General features: G+C 65.5%; 20 protein-coding genes. 15 read left to right on the forward strand and 5 right to left on the reverse strand.

The window, feature by feature from the left end; genetic code table 11:
- The first annotated feature begins 2 nt into the window (after window positions 1-2).
- The 6 genes from LCI23_RS13040 to LCI23_RS13065 all read left to right on the forward strand — a co-directional run bounded on the left by LCI23_RS13040 (window position 3) and on the right by LCI23_RS13065 (window position 8,641).
- Window positions 3-1,244, forward strand: coding sequence for a DUF819 domain-containing protein (locus tag LCI23_RS13040; protein WP_224946881.1), 1,242 nt, complete (start codon window positions 3-5; stop codon window positions 1,242-1,244).
- Between the two features lie 293 nt (window positions 1,245-1,537).
- Window positions 1,538-2,158 (forward strand): TetR/AcrR family transcriptional regulator, encoded by a 621-nt coding sequence (locus LCI23_RS13045; protein ID WP_224946882.1) that lies wholly within the window; start codon window positions 1,538-1,540, stop codon window positions 2,156-2,158.
- A gap of 57 nt (window positions 2,159-2,215) precedes the next feature.
- A complete protein-coding gene (locus tag LCI23_RS13050) occupies window positions 2,216-4,006 on the forward strand; it encodes an acyl-CoA dehydrogenase C-terminal domain-containing protein (protein WP_224946883.1) in 1,791 nt (596 codons plus the stop codon).
- A 58-nt stretch (window positions 4,007-4,064) separates the two neighbouring features.
- Window positions 4,065-6,461 carry a 3-hydroxyacyl-CoA dehydrogenase/enoyl-CoA hydratase family protein gene (locus LCI23_RS13055; protein ID WP_224946884.1) on the forward strand — a complete coding sequence of 799 codons (2,397 nt, stop codon included), beginning with the start codon at window positions 4,065-4,067 and terminating at the stop codon, window positions 6,459-6,461.
- 39 nt (window positions 6,462-6,500) lie between these two features.
- The gene (locus LCI23_RS13060; protein WP_224946885.1) at window positions 6,501-7,697 is read left to right on the forward strand and encodes an acetyl-CoA C-acyltransferase; all 1,197 of its coding nucleotides are present in this window, start codon (window positions 6,501-6,503) and stop codon (window positions 7,695-7,697) included.
- Window positions 7,698-7,867: 170 nt separating this feature from the next.
- Window positions 7,868-8,641, forward strand: coding sequence for an enoyl-CoA hydratase (locus LCI23_RS13065; RefSeq protein ID WP_224946886.1), 774 nt, complete (start codon window positions 7,868-7,870; stop codon window positions 8,639-8,641).
- 12 nt (window positions 8,642-8,653) lie between these two features.
- Here LCI23_RS13065 and LCI23_RS13070 read toward each other — a convergent pair whose 3' ends face one another.
- Window positions 8,654-9,649: a porin gene (locus tag LCI23_RS13070; RefSeq protein ID WP_224946887.1), complete on the reverse strand. Its 996-nt coding sequence runs from the start codon at window positions 9,647-9,649 to the stop codon at window positions 8,654-8,656.
- A 210-nt stretch (window positions 9,650-9,859) separates the two neighbouring features.
- On the opposite strand from LCI23_RS13070, the gene pstS reads away from it, so the two are divergent.
- From pstS to LCI23_RS13090, 4 genes are all read left to right on the forward strand, one after another.
- Complete coding sequence (pstS, locus tag LCI23_RS13075; RefSeq protein WP_374041169.1) at window positions 9,860-10,888, forward strand: phosphate ABC transporter substrate-binding protein PstS; 1,029 nt, start codon at window positions 9,860-9,862, stop codon at window positions 10,886-10,888.
- Between the two features lie 114 nt (window positions 10,889-11,002).
- Complete coding sequence (locus LCI23_RS13080; RefSeq protein WP_224946889.1) at window positions 11,003-12,220, forward strand: MFS transporter; 1,218 nt, start codon at window positions 11,003-11,005, stop codon at window positions 12,218-12,220.
- 35 nt (window positions 12,221-12,255) lie between these two features.
- Window positions 12,256-12,657 carry an OsmC family protein gene (locus tag LCI23_RS13085; protein WP_224946890.1) on the forward strand — a complete coding sequence of 134 codons (402 nt, stop codon included), beginning with the start codon at window positions 12,256-12,258 and terminating at the stop codon, window positions 12,655-12,657.
- Between the two features lie 155 nt (window positions 12,658-12,812).
- Window positions 12,813-13,142, forward strand: coding sequence for a DUF4326 domain-containing protein (locus LCI23_RS13090; protein ID WP_224946891.1), 330 nt, complete (start codon window positions 12,813-12,815; stop codon window positions 13,140-13,142).
- 24 nt (window positions 13,143-13,166) lie between these two features.
- Here the strand turns inward: LCI23_RS13090 and LCI23_RS13095 are convergent, their stop codons facing one another.
- Complete coding sequence (locus LCI23_RS13095) at window positions 13,167-13,790, reverse strand: GIN domain-containing protein (RefSeq protein ID WP_224946892.1); 624 nt, start codon at window positions 13,788-13,790, stop codon at window positions 13,167-13,169.
- 297 nt (window positions 13,791-14,087) lie between these two features.
- Here LCI23_RS13095 and LCI23_RS13100 point away from each other — a divergent pair, with 297 nt between their 5' ends.
- On the forward strand, window positions 14,088-14,555 hold the full coding sequence (locus tag LCI23_RS13100) for a GyrI-like domain-containing protein (protein ID WP_224946893.1): 468 nt from the start codon (window positions 14,088-14,090) through the stop codon (window positions 14,553-14,555).
- Window positions 14,556-14,707: 152 nt separating this feature from the next.
- Here LCI23_RS13100 and LCI23_RS13105 read toward each other — a convergent pair whose 3' ends face one another.
- Window positions 14,708-15,007 (reverse strand): hypothetical protein, encoded by a 300-nt coding sequence (locus tag LCI23_RS13105; protein ID WP_224946894.1) that lies wholly within the window; start codon window positions 15,005-15,007, stop codon window positions 14,708-14,710.
- A gap of 99 nt (window positions 15,008-15,106) precedes the next feature.
- Here LCI23_RS13105 and LCI23_RS13110 point away from each other — a divergent pair, with 99 nt between their 5' ends.
- The 3 genes from LCI23_RS13110 (at window position 15,107) to LCI23_RS13120 (ending at window position 16,947) form a co-directional block, all read left to right on the forward strand.
- Entirely contained in the window at window positions 15,107-15,325 is a 219-nt protein-coding gene (locus LCI23_RS13110) for an alkaline phosphatase family protein (RefSeq protein WP_374041170.1), read from the forward strand.
- Between the two features lie 230 nt (window positions 15,326-15,555).
- Complete coding sequence (locus tag LCI23_RS13115; RefSeq protein ID WP_224946896.1) at window positions 15,556-16,155, forward strand: DUF4142 domain-containing protein; 600 nt, start codon at window positions 15,556-15,558, stop codon at window positions 16,153-16,155.
- Window positions 16,156-16,248: 93 nt separating this feature from the next.
- A complete protein-coding gene (locus LCI23_RS13120; protein ID WP_224946897.1) occupies window positions 16,249-16,947 on the forward strand; it encodes a DUF4142 domain-containing protein in 699 nt (232 codons plus the stop codon).
- Between the two features lie 13 nt (window positions 16,948-16,960).
- On the opposite strand, the gene LCI23_RS13125 is transcribed toward LCI23_RS13120, so the two are convergent.
- On the reverse strand, window positions 16,961-17,539 hold the full coding sequence (locus tag LCI23_RS13125; protein ID WP_224946898.1) for an FMN-binding negative transcriptional regulator: 579 nt from the start codon (window positions 17,537-17,539) through the stop codon (window positions 16,961-16,963).
- Window positions 17,539-18,000: an OsmC family protein gene (locus LCI23_RS13130; protein WP_224946899.1), complete on the reverse strand. Its 462-nt coding sequence runs from the start codon at window positions 17,998-18,000 to the stop codon at window positions 17,539-17,541. Before LCI23_RS13130 ends, LCI23_RS13125 begins: the two co-directional genes overlap by 1 nt.
- A 90-nt stretch (window positions 18,001-18,090) precedes the next feature.
- Here LCI23_RS13130 and LCI23_RS13135 point away from each other — a divergent pair.
- Window positions 18,091-18,402, forward strand: a 312-nt coding sequence (locus LCI23_RS13135) for a GntR family transcriptional regulator (protein WP_224946900.1), incomplete at its 3' end; no start/stop codon positions are given.

Genomic DNA, 18,402 nt, shown 5'->3' on the forward strand with positions numbered 1-18,402 from the left:
CCATGCAAACTGCTGTTCCTCTCGTCACCAGCGATGCCGTCGTGCTCGGCATTCTCGCAAGCATCCTCGGTTTCGTCTTCTGGTCTTCTTCCCGGACAGATGGCTTCTGGAAGAAGTTCTATACCTACGTGCCGGCCCTGCTGCTGTGCTACCTGGTCCCGGCCGTCCTGAACACCCTGGGCGTCATCGACGGCAGCCTGTCGAAGCTGTACCCGGTGGCGCGCGATTACCTGCTGCCCAGCGCGCTGGTGCTGCTCTGTATCGCGATCGACTTCGGCGCCATCGTGCGGCTCGGCCCGAAGGCGATCATCATGTTCCTGACCGGCACCGCCGGTATCATGCTCGGCGCCGTCGCCTCGTTCGAGATCATGCGCGTCATCCACCCGGAAACGGTGGCGGGAGAGACCTGGCGCGGCATGACCACCATCACCGGCGCCTGGATCGGCGGCGGCGCCAACCAGGCGGCCATGAAGGAAGTGTTCGAGGTCGATGCCACCCTGTTCGGCCAGTTCGTCGCGGTCGACGTGCTGGTGGCGAACGTCTGGATGGCGGTGCTGCTGTTCCTGGCCGGCCGCGCCCAGGCGTTCGACCGCTGGACCGGCGCCGACCTGTCCGCCATCAACGCCCTCAAGGCGCGCATCGAGCGCTACCAGGCCGAGCACGCGCGCATGCCGGGCCTGAACGACGTGATGGTGATCCTGGCCGTGGGCCTGGGCGTGACCGGCCTGTCGCACGCACTGACCGGTCCCACCGTGGGCTGGATCGCCAGCCTGCCGCAGGAGTGGCGCCTGCAGGACTACAGCCTGACTTCGTCCTTCTTCTGGATCGTGGTGTTCGCCACCACCTTCGGCATGCTGCTCAGCTTCACCCGGGCGCGCAGCCTGGAAGGCGCCGGCGCCTCGACCCTCGGCTCGGCCATGCTGTACTTCCTGGTGGCCACCATCGGCATGCAGATGGACCTGAACGCGCTGCTCGACCGCCCGTGGCTGTTCGTGCTGGGCCTGATCTGGATCTGCGTGCACGGCGGCCTGCTGCTGCTGGTGGCAAAGCTGATCCGCGCGCCGCTGTTCTTCATGGCGGTCGGCTCGCAGGCCAATGTCGGCGGCGCTGCCTCGGCGCCGGTGGTGGCCACGGCATTCCACCCGGCGCTGGCGCCGGTTGGGGTGCTGCTGGCGGTGCTCGGCTATGCGCTGGGCACCTATTGCGCCTACATCACGGGACTGATGCTGCGCGCGCTGGCATAAGGCGGCGCGGCAGTACTGGAAGCTGTTCCGGGGCAAATAAACAAGTGCTCCGGAATACCTGCCGCATACGCCACGCAGCCCCGAAATGCTGTACCTTTACATCTGCGACAACATTCTCCTTGCCAGGTCGGGGTAGGGATGCCCAGCAGGTGCGCCAAGCCGCCTGCCGTTGTCTTGCATCAATAGAATCTCGCCTCTAAGTTCCCGTTTGACATTTCATCTCTGGTAGATAATAGTACGAGCGTTCGGATTTTTTCGATTCAGGGGCAGCTATCTCTACTTCAGCCAAATTCATGCGCAAGGGCGAACTGACGCGGGCAGCGATCCTGGACGTGGCGCTCGAGCTGTCGAGCCGCGACGGCCTGGAAGGCCTGACCATTGGCGTGCTGGCCGACCGGATGAACATGAGCAAATCCGGCGTGTTCGCGCACTTCGGTTCGCGCGAAGACCTGCAGCTCGAAGTGGTCAAGCTGTACCACCACCGCTTCGAGCAGGAAGTGTTCTTCCCCAGCGTGCGCGAGACGCGCGGCCTGCCGCGCCTGCAGTCGATGTACGAGCGCTGGCTGCAGCGCGTGTCGGTCGAGATCGCGTCTGGCTGCATCTACATCAGCGGCGCCGTCGAGTATGACGACCGCCCCGGCCCGATCCGCGAGGAACTGGTCAAGATGGTGCAGGCCTGGCAGGACGCGCTGCGCCGCGCCGCGCGCCAGGCGATCGAGGTCGGCCACCTGCGGCCCGGCACCGATGCCGAGCAGCTGGTGTATGAAATGTACGGGCTGATCCTGGCCCTGCACCACGACGCACGCTTCCTGCGCAATCCAGGCGCGGTCGAGCGGGCACGCCGCGGTTTCGAGCGGCTGATCGAAAACTATCGCAATCCAACTCCGCCGCAAGGCAATCCGGCGATGCAGTAGGCCTACGCCCGCTGCCGGCCAGTCACAACAACTTTTACCTTCGTTCAGGAGAAAACCATGGGTCAGTACGTCGCGCCAATCCGGGATATGCAGTTCGTTCTGCACGAATTCCTCAACGTCAGCGAAGAGTTCAAGAACCTGCCTGCCTACCAGGAGATCGACGCCGACATCATTAACCAGGTGCTCGAAGAAGGTGCGAAGTTCACGCAGGAAGTGCTGTTCCCGCTGAACCACTCGGGCGACCGCGAAGGCTGCCATTTCGACGCCGCTACCAAGGCCGTGACGACCCCGAAGGGCTTCAAGGAAGCCTATAAACAGTACGTCGAAGGCGGCTGGGCCGCGCTCGCGTGCGATCCGGAATACGGCGGCCAGGGCCTGCCGGTCTCGCTGAACAACTCGTTCTACGAGATGCTGAACTCCTCGAACCAGGCATGGACCATGTACCCGGGCCTGTCGCACGGCGCCTACGAGTGCCTGAAGGAGCACGGTACCGACGAGCAGAAGAAGCTGTTCCTGCCGAAGCTGGTCTCGGGCGAGTGGACCGGCACCATGTGCCTGACCGAAGCGCACTGCGGCACCGACCTGGGCCTGCTGCGCACCAAGGCCGAACCGCAGGCTGACGGCACCTACAGCATCACCGGTTCCAAGATCTTCATTTCGGCCGGCGAACACGACATGGCCGAGAACATCGTCCACCTGGTGCTGGCACGCCTGCCGGACGCACCCGAAGGCTCGAAGGGCATCTCGCTGTTCCTGGTGCCGAAGTTCAAGGTCAATGCCGACGGCTCGATCGGTGAGCGCAACGGCATCGCCTGCGGCGCCATCGAAGAGAAGATGGGCATCCACGGCAATGCCACTTGCCAGATGAATCTGGACAACGCCATCGGCACCCTGATCGGCCAGCCGCACAAGGGCCTGCAGGCGATGTTCGTGTTCATGAACGCCGCCCGCCTGGGCGTCGGCATGCAGTCGCTGGGCCTGACCGAAGTCGCCTACCAGAACGCGCTGGTGTATGCGAAGGACCGCATCCAGATGCGTAGCCTGTCCGGCCCGAAAGCACCGGACAAGCCGGCCGACCCGATCATCGTGCACCCGGACGTGCGGCGCATGCTATTGACGGCCAAGGCCTTCGCCGAAGGCGCGCGCGCACTGACCTCGTACATCGCGCTGCAGATCGACCGCGAACTGAACCACCCGGACGAGGAAGTGCGCAAGGAAGCCGCTGGCGAAGTCGCGCTCCTGACCCCGATCGTGAAAGCCTTCATCACCGACAACGGCTGGATCGCGACCTCGGAAGCGATGCAGGTGTACGGCGGCCACGGCTACATCAGCGAGTGGGGCATGGAGCAGTACGTGCGCGACGCCCGCATCAACATGATCTACGAAGGCACCAACACCGTGCAGTCGCTGGACCTGCTGGGCCGCAAGATCCTGATGGACAACGGCGCCAAGCTGCGCGCCTTCGGCGAGAAGATCAAGGCCTTCGTCGAAGAGAATGGCCTGGACGAATCGATGTCCGAATTCGTGACCCCGCTGGGCGAACTCGGCGAAAAGGTCACCAAGCTGACCATGGAAATCGGCATGAAGGCCTTCCAGAACCAGGATGAAGTCGGTGCCGCCGCCGTGCCTTACCTGCGCGTCGTGGGCCATCTGGTGTTCAGCTACTTCTTCGCGCAGATGGCGAAGATCGCCCTTGGCAAGCAGGACTCTAGCGACAAGTTCTACGCGGCCAAGCTGCACACCGCGCGCTTCTACTTCGCCCGCCTGTATCCGGAAACCGCGATGCTGATCCGCCAGGCACGTTCGGGTGCATCGAACCTGCTGGCCATGGACGCAGACCTGTTCTAACCACCATCACGTCGCTCCCGTCCATCATGGGAGCGACGACTTATCCAAGGAAATAAGAATGTCCAATTTCATCGTCAAGAAAGTCGCCGTGCTGGGCGCCGGCGTGATGGGCGCGCAGATCGCTGCGCACTGCGTGAACGCCAAGGTGCCGGTCGTGCTGTTCGACCTGCCGGCAAAGGAAGGCCAGAAGAACGGCATCGTCCTGCGCGCCATCGAGAACCTCAAGAAGCTGTCGCCGGCCCCGCTGGGCAACAAGGACGACGCGGCCCTGATCGAAGTGGCCAACTACGAGGACAACCTCGACGTACTGGCTGGCTGCGACCTGATCATCGAAGCCATCGCCGAGCGCATGGACTGGAAACACGACCTGTACAAGAAGGTCGCGCCGCACATCGCGCCGAACGCGATCTTCGCCTCCAACACCTCGGGCCTGTCGATCAACAAGCTGGCCGAAGGTTTTGATGAGGAACTGAAGGCGCGCTTCTGCGGCGTGCACTTCTTCAACCCGCCGCGCTACATGCACCTGGTCGAACTGATCCCGACCACCAGCACCCGCCCGGAGATCCTGGACCAGCTCGAAACCTTCCTGACCTCGACCCTGGGCAAGGGCGTGGTGCGTGCGAAAGACACCCCGAACTTCATCGCCAACCGCGTTGGCATCTTCGGCATGCTGGCCACCATCCATGAAGCGGAAAAATTCGGCCTGTCGGTGGATGTGGTCGACGACCTGACCGGCGCCAAGCTGGGCCGCGCGAAATCCGGCACCTTCCGTACCGCCGACGTCGTGGGCCTGGACACCATGGGCCACGTGATCAAGACCATGCAGGACACCCTGCAGGACGATCCGTTCTTCAGCCTGTACAAGACCCCGGACGTGCTGGCCAAGCTGATCGAGAAGGGCGCGCTGGGCCAGAAGACTGGCGGCGGCTTCTACAAGAAGGTCGGCAAGGAGATCCAGCGCCTCGACTTCGCCACCGGCGACTATGTCCCGAGCGGCGCCAAGGCCGCCGACATCGTCGCGCGCATCCTGAAAGAGAAGGACCCGGTCAAGAAGTTCAAGGCCATGCGCGAATCGACCAACCCGCAGGCGCAGTTCCTGTGGGCGATCTTCCGTGACGCCTTCCACTACATCGCCTTCCATCTCGACACCATCGCCGACAACGCGCGCGACGTCGACTTCGCGATGCGCTGGGGCTTCGGCTGGAGCGTCGGCCCGTTCGAGACCTGGCAGGCCGCCGGCTGGACCCAGATCGCCCAGTGGGTGAAGGAAGATATCGATAGTGGCAAGGCCCTGTGCAATGCACCGCTGCCAGCCTGGGTGTTCGAAGGCCCGGTGGCAGAGAAGGGCGTGCACACCGCCGAGGGCTCGTTCTCGGCATCGAAGAACGCCTACGTTCCCGTGTCCGACCTGCCGGTCTACCAGCGCCAGCAGTTCCGCGCGCCTGTGCTGGGTTCGACCACTGTCGATCCGAAGACCTTCGGCACCACCGTGTTCGAGGACGACTCGGTGCGCCTGTGGCACGCGGACGACGAGGTGCTGGTCATCTCGCTCAAGACCAAGATGCACGTCATCGGCGAAGGCGTGGTGAAGGGCCTGCAGCGCGGCATGCTTGAGGCGGAGAAGGGCTACAAGGGCCTGGTGATCTGGAACACCGACGCGGCCGAAGGCGGCGCCTTCTCGGCCGGCGCCGACCTGCAGTCGGCCCTGCCCGCCTTCATGATGGGCGGCGCCAAGGCGATGGAGCCGATGGTGCGCGACCTGCAGAACGTGTTCATGCAGATGAAGTACTCGAACATCCCGGTGGTCGCCGCTGTCGCGGGGCTGGCGCTGGGCGGCGGCTGCGAGATGATGCTGCACGCATCGAAGCGCGTGGCCTCGATCGAGTCCTACATTGGTCTCGTTGAAGTCGGCGTCGGCCTGGTGCCGGCCGGCGGCGGCCTGAAGGAAGCGGCGGTCCGTGCATTCACCGAAGCGAAGGGCAACGACATCCTGCAATTCCTGAAGACCGGCTTTACCAACGCGGCCACCGCGCAGGTGTCGAAATCGGCCCTGGAAGCGAAGGCCATGGGCTACCTGAAGGAAGACGACGTCATCGTCTTCAACCCGTACGAACTGCTGCACGTGGCCAAGACCACCGCGCGCGCGATGTTTGACGCCGGTTACCGCGCCCCGGCGAAGCGTCCGGTGACCGTCACCGGCCGCTACGGCTGGGCGACCATCCGCGGCCAGCTGGTCAACATGCGTGACGGCGGCTTCATCTCGGCCTACGACTATCACCTGGGCGACACCATCGCCGAGATCGTGACCGGCGGCGACATCGACCAGGGCAGCGTCGTGTCCGAGCAGTGGCTGCTCGACATGGAACGCAAGGCCTTCATCGCGCTGCTGGCCAATCCGAAGACCCAGGAACGCATCATGGGCATGATGCAGAACGGTAAGCCGGTCCGTAACTAAACGGGTAACTAAGCGCCGAACGAACAGGACGAACAAATCATGAGCAAACAACTTCAAGACGCATACATCGTCGCAGCGACCCGCACCCCGATCGGCAAGGCGCCGCGCGGCTTCTTCAACAAGACCCGCCCGGACGACCTCCTGGTGCACGCCATCCGTGGCGCGATGGCCGCCGTGCCGAACCTGGACCCGGCCCTGATCGTCGACGCCATCGTCGGCTGCTCGTTCCCGGAAGCGGAGCAGGGCTTCAACGTGGCGCGTAACGCGGTGGTGCTGGCAGGCCTGCCGAACACCGTGGGCGGCGTCACCGTCAACCGCTACTGCGCCTCGGGCATCACCGCCCTGGCCATGGCCGCAGACCGCATCCGCGTGGGCGAAGCCGACGTGATGATCGCCGGCGGCGTCGAATCGATGTCGATGGTCCCGATGATGGGCCACCACCCGTCGATCAACATGGAAACCTTCAAGGACGAGAACGTGGGCCTGGCCTACGGCATGGGCCTGACCGCCGAGAAGGTGGCCGAGCAGTGGAAGATCTCGCGCGAAGACCAGGACGCCTTCGGCCTGGAATCGCACCGCCGCGCCATCGCCGCCCAGCAGGCCGGCCTGTTCAAGGACGAGATCACCCCGGTCGAGATCGTTACCCGCACGCCGAACCTGGCGACCGGCGAAATCTCGGTCAAGCGCCGCACCGTGGACCTGGACGAAGGCCCGCGCGCCGACGCCAGCATGGAAGGCATGGCCAAGCTCAAGCCCGTGTTTGCCGCCAAGGGCAGCGTGACCGCCGCGACCTCGTCGCAGATGTCGGACGGCGCCGGTGCGCTGATCGTCGTCAGCGAGAAGATCCTGAAGGAGCACAACCTGACCCCGCTGGCCAAGTTCTCCTCGTTCGCCGTGCGCGGCGTGCCGCCGGAGATCATGGGCATCGGCCCGAAGGTCGCGATTCCCGCCGCGCTGGCCGCGGCCGGCATCACCCAGGACCAGCTGGACTGGATCGAGCTGAACGAAGCGTTTGCCGCGCAAGCGCTGGCCGTGATCCGCGACCTGGGTCTCGACACGAGCAAGGTCAACCCGATGGGCGGCGCGATCGCCCTCGGCCACCCGCTGGGCGCGACCGGCGCCATCCGCGCCGCGACCGTCGTGCACGCACTGCGCCGCAACAACCTCAAGTACGGCATGGTGACGATGTGCGTCGGCGCCGGCATGGGCGCGGCTGGTATCATCGAGCGCGTTTAATTTCCGGATAGTGGCTGCATCGCCGTGTACGTGATGCGGCTGCCAACCATCACCGCGTGGGCGGGAGATCCGCCCACCCTACGATCTGCGGCAATCCCGCTTTTGTAGGGTGGGCAGGTTTCCTGCCCACGCGTTCATCCAGACCCAGAATAAACGGGAGACTCCTGACAATGGACATGCTGATCAACAAGGCCAACGGCCTCCTGAGCATCGAATTCAACCGCCTGGCGCGCAAGAACGCCATCACCGGCGCCATGTACACCAGCATGGCCGAGGCCTTGCTCGATGCCGAGCAAGACCCGGCCGTGCGCGTCGTCCTGATCGCCGGCAAGCCGGAGATCTTCACCGCCGGCAATGACCTCGACGACTTCCTGAACAACGCGGGTGCCGGCGCCATGACCGAAGACCGCCCGGTGTTCCAGTTCATGCGCGCGCTGGAAAGCTGCACCAAGCCGGTGATCGCGGCCGTTGCCGGCGCCGCGGTCGGCATCGGCACCACCATGCTGATGCACTGCGACCTGGTCTACTGCGCCGACAACGCCAAGTTCTCGATGCCTTTCACGCAGCTCGGCCTGTGTCCGGAATTCGCTTCCTCGCTGCTGGTGACGCAGGCGGCCGGCTATACCCGCGCCGCCGAGAAGCTGATGCTGGGCGAAGCCTTCGGCGCCATGGAAGCCTTCGAGATGGGGATCGTCGCGCGCGTGCTGCCGGCGGCCGAACTGCGCGCCTTCGCCGAGCAGCAGGCGGCCAAGCTGATCGCGCTGCCGGCCGCGTCGATCCGCGCCACCAAGGCCCTGATGCGCCGTTCGCGCGCGGCCCTGGTTGCGGACACCATTGCGGTGGAAAACAAGCAGTTCGGCGCCATGCTGGTGGCGCCGGAAGCGAAAGAAGCGTTCACCGCCTTCTTCGAGAAGCGCAAGCCGGACTTCAGCAAGTTCGATTGAAGCGAATGCGCGTCAGAAGCTGTGGCGCACGCCGATGTTGAACACCGAAGGATCGACGCCAATCTTGCCCGGCGCCAGCCTGACCGACGAGGAGTTCAGCGAGAAGTTCCCCTTGTCGTTGTTGTCCAGGCGGGCATAGCCGGTATACAGGCTGGTGCGCTTGGACAGGGAATGGCTGTAGTCGACGTTCCAGCCCTTGCCGCGGGCGCCGTTCTCGATCCTGTTCTGCTGCAGGTTCACGAACAACCTGCCGGCGCCGATCGGATAGGCCGCGCCCAGGTTGTACTGGGTGAACTTGTTGTTCCGTCCGGCGGCATCCTGCACCAGCCAGTTGCCCTTGACGTCGAGCTCGCCGAACTTGTAGCCGGCGCCGAAGGCATATTCCTCGGTATCGCCAAGCACGTTGTTGTCATTCGTGTGGTAAGCGGCGCCCAGGTACAGCCTGCCTTGCGCGTACTCCAGTCCCACGCCTTTCAGGTTGCTCTTCGGCTGGCCCGGCGTGGCTTCGCCGGCGGCATACGCGGCCAGCACCTTGAACCCGGACATCGATGCGCTCTTGTAGTTGACCGAGTTCGACAGGCGGCGGGTCAGGTAGTTGAATGCCGACAGGTTGCTGCCGTAGAAGCCCTGGCCGGTGATGTCGGTGCTGGAAGCGACCGCGGCGATCGGCGAATATTCGCGGCCCACGGTCACGGTACCGAAGCCACCCTCGAGTCCCACTACCGCGCGGCGGCCGAACAGGGCCGAGTCGCCGGCGCCGGTGTCGATCGCCACGCCGCCTTCCAGGTTGAACAGGGCCTTCAGGCCGTTACCGAGGTCTTCCGTACCGCGAAAACCGAAGCGGCTGCTCGACTGGTTGCCAGAATTGAGCACGGTGCGGCGGGCGACACCATTGTCTTCCGACGCGATGGCGGCGTCCAGGACACCGTATATCTGCACGTTGGTCTGGGCGCTTGCCGCGATCGGCAGGCAGGTGAACAGGGCGGCAGCCAGAAGTTTTTGTTGCATTGCTTTTCTCCGGAAAAAGGACGGTTGCGCGATGGGGCTTGCAGGTCGCGATGGCCGCCATCCTATTGCCTGGATATGTCAGTTTCGTTACAAAACGGAAATTAAAAAAGATATTTTCAAGAAGGTGGAAAGTTCATCAAACGGTCATTTTCTGGACGTACATTCTTCGCCAGCGAAACCCATCCCCCACAACAAGGAGTAACGATGAAGATGATCCACACCGTGCTGGCAGGCGCAATCGCAGTGCTCACCCTGTCGTCGGCCTCGGCCGCGAGCATCACTGGCGCGGGCGCGACTTTCCCTTATCCGATCTACGCGAAATGGGCCGCTGCCTACAAGACGGCCACTGGTACCGAAATGAATTACCAGTCGGTCGGTTCGGGCGCGGGGATCAAGCAGATCAAGGCCAAGACGGTCGACTTCGGCGCGTCGGACATGCCGCTGAAGGCCGAGGAACTCGATGCCGCGGGCCTGGTGCAGTTCCCCGCCATTATCGGCGGCGTGGTCACCATCGTGAACCTGGACGGTATCGCGCCGGGCCAGCTGAAGCTGAGCGGCCCGGTCGTGGCGGACATCTACCTGGGCAAGGTCACCAAGTGGAACGCCCCGGAAATCGCCGCCCTGAACCCGGGCGTGAAGCTGCCGGCGACCGACATCACGGTGGTGCACCGCGCCGACAGTTCGGGTACCTCCTTCCTGTTCACCGATTACCTGTCCAAGGTCGATGCCGAATTCAAGTCGACGATCGGCGCCGGCACGGCGGTCAAGTGGGTCACCGGCGTCGGCGGCAAGGGCAATGAAGGCGTGGCCGCCAACGTCCAGCGCATCAAGGGCTCGATCGGCTATGTCGAGTGGGCCTATGCGAAGAAGAACAAGATGAGCCACACCCAGCTGCAGAACCGCGACGGGCAGTTCCTGCAGCCGGACGACGAGGCCTTCAAGGCCGCCGCTGCCAATGCCGACTGGGCGAAGACGGCAGGCCTGGCCGTGATCCTCACCGACCAGCCGGGCAAGGCGGCATGGCCGATCACCGGCGCGTCCTATATCCTGCTGCACCAGGCGCAGGCCGACGCGGCCAAGGGCAAGGAAGTGCTGAACTTCTTCGGCTGGTCATTCAAGAACGGCGCCGCGGCCGCTGCGGAACTCGACTATGTGCCGCTGCCGGCATCGGTCGTGAAGCTGGTGGAAGGCGTGTGGAAGGTCCAGCTCAAGGATACGGCGGGCAAGGCCATCTACTGAGTCTTCGTTGCCTGCCGCCTGCGCTGCCGTGGCCGGCCTTGCCGGCCGCCGGCGACGCGGGCGGGCCGCGCAGTGTACACTTGTACCGCTTTCCACACTGCGCCGCACCTCTTCATGCCACCTCCGCAAGCATCCACCGCCACGCCGTCCGCGCCGCCGGCGGCAGTCATGCAGATCCTGTTCTCCGTCGCTTTCGTACATCTGCTGAACGACTGCGTGCAGGCGGTCCTGCCCGCGATCTACCCGCTGCTCAAGCAGGAGTTCGCGCTCAGCTTCACCCAGATCGGCCTGATCACACTCACCTTCCAGTGCACCGCCTCGCTGCTCCAGCCCTGGATCGGGCTGGTCACCGACCGGCGCCCGATTCCCTTCCTGCTGCCAGCCGGGATGTGCGTGACCCTGCTCGGGGTCGCGTTGCTGGCGAGCGCCGGCAGCTTCGCCATGCTGCTGCTGGCGTCCGGCCTGGTCGGCATCGGCTCGTCGACCTTCCATCCGGAAGCCTCGCGCGTGGCGCGGCTGGCCTCGGGCGGACGCTTCGGCTTCGCCCAGTCGCTGTTCCAGGTCGGCGGCAACCTCGGCTCGGCCTTCGGGCCCTTGCTGGCGGCGGCCATCATCATCGGCAGCGGCCAGGGCCGGATCGCCTGGCTGATGCTGCTGGTGCTGCTGGCGGTGGCGGTGCTGTTCAAGGTCAGCCACTGGTATGCCGGGCACCTGCGCAAGGCCACGCGCACGGTCGCGGTCCATGCGGGGCCCGGGCTGTCGCGCGGGCGGGTGCTGTGGGCGCTCGCGGTGCTGGCGCTGCTGGTGTTCTCGAAGTACATCTACATGGCCAGCCTGTCGAGCTACTACACCTTCTACCTGATCGAGAAGTTCGGGGTCAGCGTGGAAGCGGCGCAGATGTACCTGTTCCTGTTCCTGGCGGCGGTGGCGGCCGGCACCTTCGCCGGCGGGCCGATCGGCGACCGCATCGGCCGCAAGCGCGTGATCTGGTTCTCGATCCTCGGCGCGGCCCCCTTCGCGCTGGCACTGCCCTTTGCCAGCCTGGCCTGGACCGCGGTGTTGAGCGTGATCATCGGCCTGGTGATGTCGTCCGCGTTCTCGGCCATCGTGGTGTTCGCCCAGGAACTGGTGCCGGACAAGGTGGGCATGATCGCGGGCCTGTTCTTCGGCCTGATGTTCGGCATCAGCGGCATCGGCGCGGCGGTGATGGGGGCGCTGGCGGACAGCACCGGCATCGAGGCCGTGTACCGGATCGCCTCCTTCCTGCCGCTGTTCGGCATCCTGGCGGTCTTCCTGCCGACGATGGATGCGCCGCGCCGCCAGCTGGGTTAGCATCCTTCCTGGCCCCTGCCGGGCCGGGAGGTCTCATGCGCATCACTGCCCTTGTCGACAATTCGTCCGCGGCGCACCAGGTCGCCGTGGACACCGATGGAACGCGCCGCCCGCTGGACGTGCCGCCCAGGACGGGCGGGCCAGGTTCCGGTGTCAACGGCGGCGAGTTCCTGATGCTGGCCCTGGCCACCTGTTATTGCAACGACCTGTACCGCGAAGCGCAGCGGCTCGGCATCGTGCTCGACAGCGTGCGGGTCGAGGCCAGCGCTTCCTTCCCCGGCATTGGGCTGGCAGCCACCGATGTTCGCTACCGGGCCTGGGTGAATTCGCCGGCGCCGGCGGCCGACATCGAGCGCCTGCTGGCGCAGACCGATGCGGTGGCCGAAGTCCACAACACCCTGCGGGCCGGATGCCCGGTCGTGCGGCAGCCCAACTAGCGGCCCGGCGCCAACCCCGACATCATGTGCTTGCGGATCGACGCGTGCTGCCGATCGCGGACAGGTAGAGCAGGTGTCAAGCGTGCGCGCATGCATGGCATCCGGCGCCACAATCACGCGGTGTCTTTTTCGGCAAGCGCTTTGTTCGAGGTCCCATGAGCCCGGTACGCGTGCAACTGAGCAGGAAGAAGGGCTGGAAGCTGCCGCCGAACACGGTGTCGGTGGCGCGTCCCGGGCGCTGGGGCAATCCCTTTTCGGTACTGCCGGAATTGGCGCCGGGAACGCCGGTGGGCACGCGCTACGTCGCCATGCCGAGCGTGGCGGAAGCGGTGGCCGCGTTTCGCCGCTGGGTGGAACAGGATCCCGCCGGCCAGTGCCTGGCGCTGGAAGCGCGCACCGCGCTGCGCGGCCGCAACCTGGCCTGCTGGTGTCCGCTCGACGGTCCCTGCCATGCCGAGGTGCTGCTCGAGATCGCCAACCGCTGAGCGCGCAGCGGTGCCGCCGTGGCCTTACTTGACCGCCACCACGCTGCCGATACCCGACACCGACTTGTGCACCACGCGCGGGTTGCCGTAGTAGTTGAGGCTGCCCATGCCACGCACGGTCGCGTCCAGCCTGTCGCGGGCGTGGACATGGACCGCGCCGATGCCTTCGAAGCTGACGTCGGCATGTTGCGTCAGCAGCGACCTGGCGTCGACTTCGCCCACGCCCTGGGCGCGCAGGCGCAGTTCCTTCACTTGGCCATCGATGGCCAGGCGCCCGGCGCCGCGGTAGTTCACGTCGAGGCGCTCGCCGCGCATATTGGTCAGCTGCATCAGGCCGGCCCCTTCGCCCTTGAAGGTCTGCAGCGCCGGCATGGTGACGACCACGCGGTCTTCGCTGTCGATGGTGTTGCGCTTGCTGTCCTTCATGTCCAGGCGTAGTTCGCCGTCCACCACTTCGCTGGTGACGCGCTCGATGAAGCGCGGGTCGCCAAACACCTTGACGGAATACGACTTGCCGGCTTCCACCTTCAGGCTGACCGGACCGTGCACGGCGATGCCCTTGAAGGGAGGCAGGCTGCGCGCCTGCTCATCGGCATGGGCGAGCAGCGAAACGGCGCTCAGCAGGGTAGCTAGGATCAGGCGTTGCATGGTGGTCTCCGGTAAGTGGTATGCATCCATTGTAGGGAGGCCGGCGCGGGCGGGCTGGCGTTTGCGACGAACTGCAAGAATGCGCGCCTGAGCGGTGGCGATGACGGAATATGTGTCGCAGCACAGCCCGGACCCCGGGTGCGAAGCGGTGGCGCTGACCATCGTCAATACCGCTGTGTGCGCTATTGCACGCTTGTCCTGCCAGAACATGAAAAATGCGTGCGCACGATTGCGTGCGTGACAATATTGTCGAGGAGTTAAGGCTATAATTTCTGTGTCCACTTTGTAGCCGATACCATGCACATCTCTACTGTTACCCTGCCTGAAATGAAGCTCGCCGGGCTGCCGCTCGCAGGTCCGTCTTCGGTTCTGGAAGCGGACATGCCGGATATCTGGAGCAGCTTCCTGGAGCGCGAAAGCGAACTTGGCGACACCAACGGGCTGCGCTACAGCGTGAGCTTGCAAGACCAGGATGGCCAGCACCTCGAATGCGTGGCCGCCGAGGTCGCGGACCTGAACAATCTGCCGGCGGGCATGATCGGCATCCGGATTCCGGAACGCCGCTACGCGATGCTGACGCACCGCGGACCGATGACGCGCGTGCAGGCTACCTATCTGACCGGCTACGCCGCCATCGAGCAGCTGGGCATGGTGCAGGACGAGGAAGGCTGGCGCATCGAACGCTACGACCGGCGCTACACGCCCTCGCTCGACGATGGCAACCGTCCCGACAACGCCTACGATATCCTGATTCCGCTGCTGTAGATCGAATTGGTGCCGGTATATTTCCCGACCGCCGACGCCGGTAGGGCGGCCTGTACCGCCAGTGTTCCTTTGCAGGAACACTTGTATTGTGACGATGAAAGATGACCGGAGTTTGACGCACACCGCCTGCCGTGCCGTTGGTGAAAGCCGATTCAAGCCTGGCCTGCGCCGCCCGCGCCAAATCCGCCGTAGGCATCGCCTTCGTCGCCAGGCTCTTCGTGGGTAGCGGCGAAACGGGCGCTTTCCGAACACTGGGCCAGGTCCTCATCGCTGTCTTCCGGCACTTCGGGCGGACTGAGCATGTCGTGCAGCATGGCCTGCAATGCCGGCGTGTCCCAGTCGACACCGGCGCGCTGGCAACGCTGTACATAGTTGAGCACTTCCCGGTTTTGCGCCGGGCTCAGGGGAAGGCCCTGCCAGGTGTCGGCAGGCGACAAATTCGCTTTCATCATGACCTCGCTTCGCGGCCGGCCGCCGCGCCAACCCACTATACGCCGGCCAGCCGTGCCAGGCGCACGGGTGGGATGCCAGCGTAAATATTCCAGCGCGCAATATTAGTCGCGAACGTGATCAAACACCTCAAGAAGTCGCCCCAGTGGCAGGACATGGTCGTGGTGTCACCTTCGACGAGAATGGCGGCTGGTGGGGACCACGTGGCGCCGCCACAGGGCGACCGCTGGGGGCCAGGTTCGCACATCCCGGCGAGTGTGGTGTCGCCGCATGCCAAGCGCCCACCGGGCGACCTTAGCGCCACGCTGCGCTTCCGCTGAACCGGCGGCGCGACCGATCGCCAGGCCAGCGCCAGTCCACGGACTGGCCTTGTTTCGCCCGCATTACCCGCCTCCTTACGCAAGAAATTGCCATCTGGCTAACGTGCGCTGTGCCGTCAAACCCACCGCTACACTCGAACGCGCTCGACATCGCCGATATCAGAACAATGGAGAGGCTGCCTGTACGACCTGGGCGGCTGCCCCATTCACGACAAGCACAGGAGAAGCTCATGCAAAAGAATCAGGTTGTCAAGAAGATGCTGGCAGTGGGCGCCTTTGCCGCCATGTTCAGCGCCTTCGGTGTGCAGGCCCAGACCAGCGCCCAGAGCGCCACCAGCCAGTCGAACATGACCGGCAAGGCCGGCGTCGCCAAGCTGAGCGCCGCGGACAAGAAAACGCTCACCGACATGGCCATTGCCAACATGGCCGAGGTCGAGACCGGCAAGCTGGCCCTGAGCAAGAGCCAGAACGCGGAAGTGAAGACCTTCGCGCAGCAGATGGTCGATGACCACGGCAAGGCCCTGACCGAGGTGCAGGCCCTGGCCCAGACGAAGGGCGTGACCCTGCCAACCGAGCTGGACGCCAAGCACAAGGCCATCTCGGCCAAGCTGGAAAAGCTCAGTGGCGAGGCCTTCGACCGCGAATACATGAAGACCGTGGGGGTGACCGACCACAAGCAGACCCACAGCAAGCTGCAGCAGGGGGCGAAGAGCGCCAAGGACCCGGACGTCAAGGCACTGGCCACCAAGATGATGCCGACCGTCGAGCAGCACCTGAAGGCGGCCCAGCAGATGTCGTCGCACAAGTCCGGCACCACCTCGGGCAAGTGATCGGCTGAAGTGTTACAGGCTGTGGCACGCCGGCGACGCCGTCCCGCGCGGGACGGGCGCAGGCGTGCACGCAGCCGCATCAAGGAGAATTCCATGCAGAAGATACCGCGCATCCATTCCGCGCTGGCGCTGGCCGGCGCGCTGTTCGCCGCCGGCGCAGCGCAGGCCCAGGCCCCAGCCCAGCCTCAGGCCAAAACCCCGGCCCAATCTCAGGCCCAGGTTCCGGCACCGGCAGCCCAGCCGGCCGCGGCCCCGGCCAAGCCCGCAGCCAAGCTGGAGCGTTCGGACCGCAACGCCCTCATCGACATGGCCCAGTCCAACATGGCCGAGATCGCCAACGCCAGGCTGGCGCTGGTCAAGGGTGTGAATCCCGAGATCAAGGCCTATGCGCAGCGCATGCTCGACGAACACGGCAAGACCCTGGCCGAAGTCCAGGCCCTGGCCCAGGCCAAGGGTGTCGAATTGCCGAAGGAGCTGAACGTCAAGTACAAGGCCAAGGGCGCGCTGCTGCAGACCCTGAGCGGCGACATCTTCGACCGCACCTACATGAAGCAGGCGGGCCGGCGCGATCACCGCGTCACCCACGAGCAGTTGAAGGACAACCTGGACAAGATCAAGGACCCCGACATCAAGGCGCTGGCCACGAAGATGCGGCCGGTCGTGGAACAGCACCTGCTGGCGGCCGACGAGCTGATCGCGCGCACCGCGCGCAACGCCACCGGCACGGCGGGAACGCCAGGCAACGATACCAGCACCGCCACCGGCAAGGAGCCGACACCGATGAAGAAGTAGGGCTGCCCGGCCCTCAGGCGCAGCCGTCGGCCGGCGCCGGCGGGGCGCCTTTCCACTTGGCTTCGATGCGTTCGATGGCGATCTCGATGCCGACCAGCGCGCGCAGCATGTCCTCGATGTATTCCGGCGGCGCGTCCGCCACCAACCAGGGATGTGGCTGGCTTGCTTCATGCTGCGCCGTCTGGGCGTGCAGGAAGCCACGCAGCCAGGCCGGATCGTCCAGCGCGCGCAGCGTTCCATGCACGTGCACCGCGTGATAGTCCCAGGTCGGCACCACCCGTCCACCCCGGGCGATTTTCTTGTGCCGATCCGGCGTCACGTAGCCGTCCGGGCCGCGGAACACCACCAGCACCGCCTGTCCCGCGCGCCGCCACAGCGGATTGGCGCGCGCCACGTGGGCGCGCAACAGGTCCTGCGGTCGATCCGCCGGTTCGGTGTCCGTCCGGGTGGCGGCGGGGACGAAAGTAAAGGGCAGGTGGTCGGCGTCCGGCCGGCCATCGTCCTGGGTAACCAGCATCCCCAGCGCATGGGCGCGGATCAGCGCATGGATCGCCTGCGGGTCGGACTGGCGGTGGCGGGTCGGCAGGTACATCAGTGCGTCTCCAGCACCAGGATGTCCGCCTTGAGCGAATTCGCGACATAGCAGCGCGTGTGGGCCGCGTGGTGGAGCCCGGCGAGCGCCGCCGGCGTCGGCGCCGGGCCGCCGAACACGATCGCCGGCTGCAGTTCGATGCGCGTGATGGCGTCGCGGCCGTCCGCGTCCTGGCCGAGGTAAGCGACGGCACCGTCCTGGTAGCTGTCCACGATGTAGCCGGCCTGCGCGGCCAGCGCCAGGAAGAACAGCATGTGGCAGCTGGAGGCCGCCGCCGCCAGTGCTTCTTCCGGATCGAGCGCCTGCGGGTCGGACAGCGGCACCGGCACCGACAGCGGCGAGGACGAGGCCCGCAGCTGCAGGCCGCCGTCGAAGCGCCAGTCGTGGGCGCGGCTGTAGCGCCCGTCAAGGAATGCCTGGCCGGCGCGTTCCCAGCGCACCTCCGCCCCGAACTGTTTCATTGCCGCTCCTTGCGATGTGGAGCCGCCATCCTAGTGCCAGCCTTGGCTTGCTCAAAGTGCCAATCCGCGCGAAGATGGGCATACCAATCCATGATCGCCGACGAACTCATTGCCGCCACCCCGCTCGAGCGCGGGGCCGCCACGCCGCTGTTCCGCCAGCTCTATGCACGGCTGAAGGAGGCCATCCTGCACGGCCGGCTTGCGCCGGGTGCGCGCCTGCCGGCCACCCGCACGCTGGCGCGCCAGCTGCAGGTCTCGCGCCAGACCGTGCTGGCGGCCTACGAACAGCTGGCCGCCGAAGGCTACTTGCGCGGCGGGGTAGGGCAGGGCAGCTTCGTCGACACGGCGCTGCCGGTGGTAGGGGCTCCGGCCGCACCGGCGCCGCCGGGGGGCCCCGCCCCG

This window comes from Massilia sp. MS-15, assembly GCF_020176695.1.
Classification (GTDB): domain Bacteria; phylum Pseudomonadota; class Gammaproteobacteria; order Burkholderiales; family Burkholderiaceae_D; genus Telluria; species Telluria hydrophila.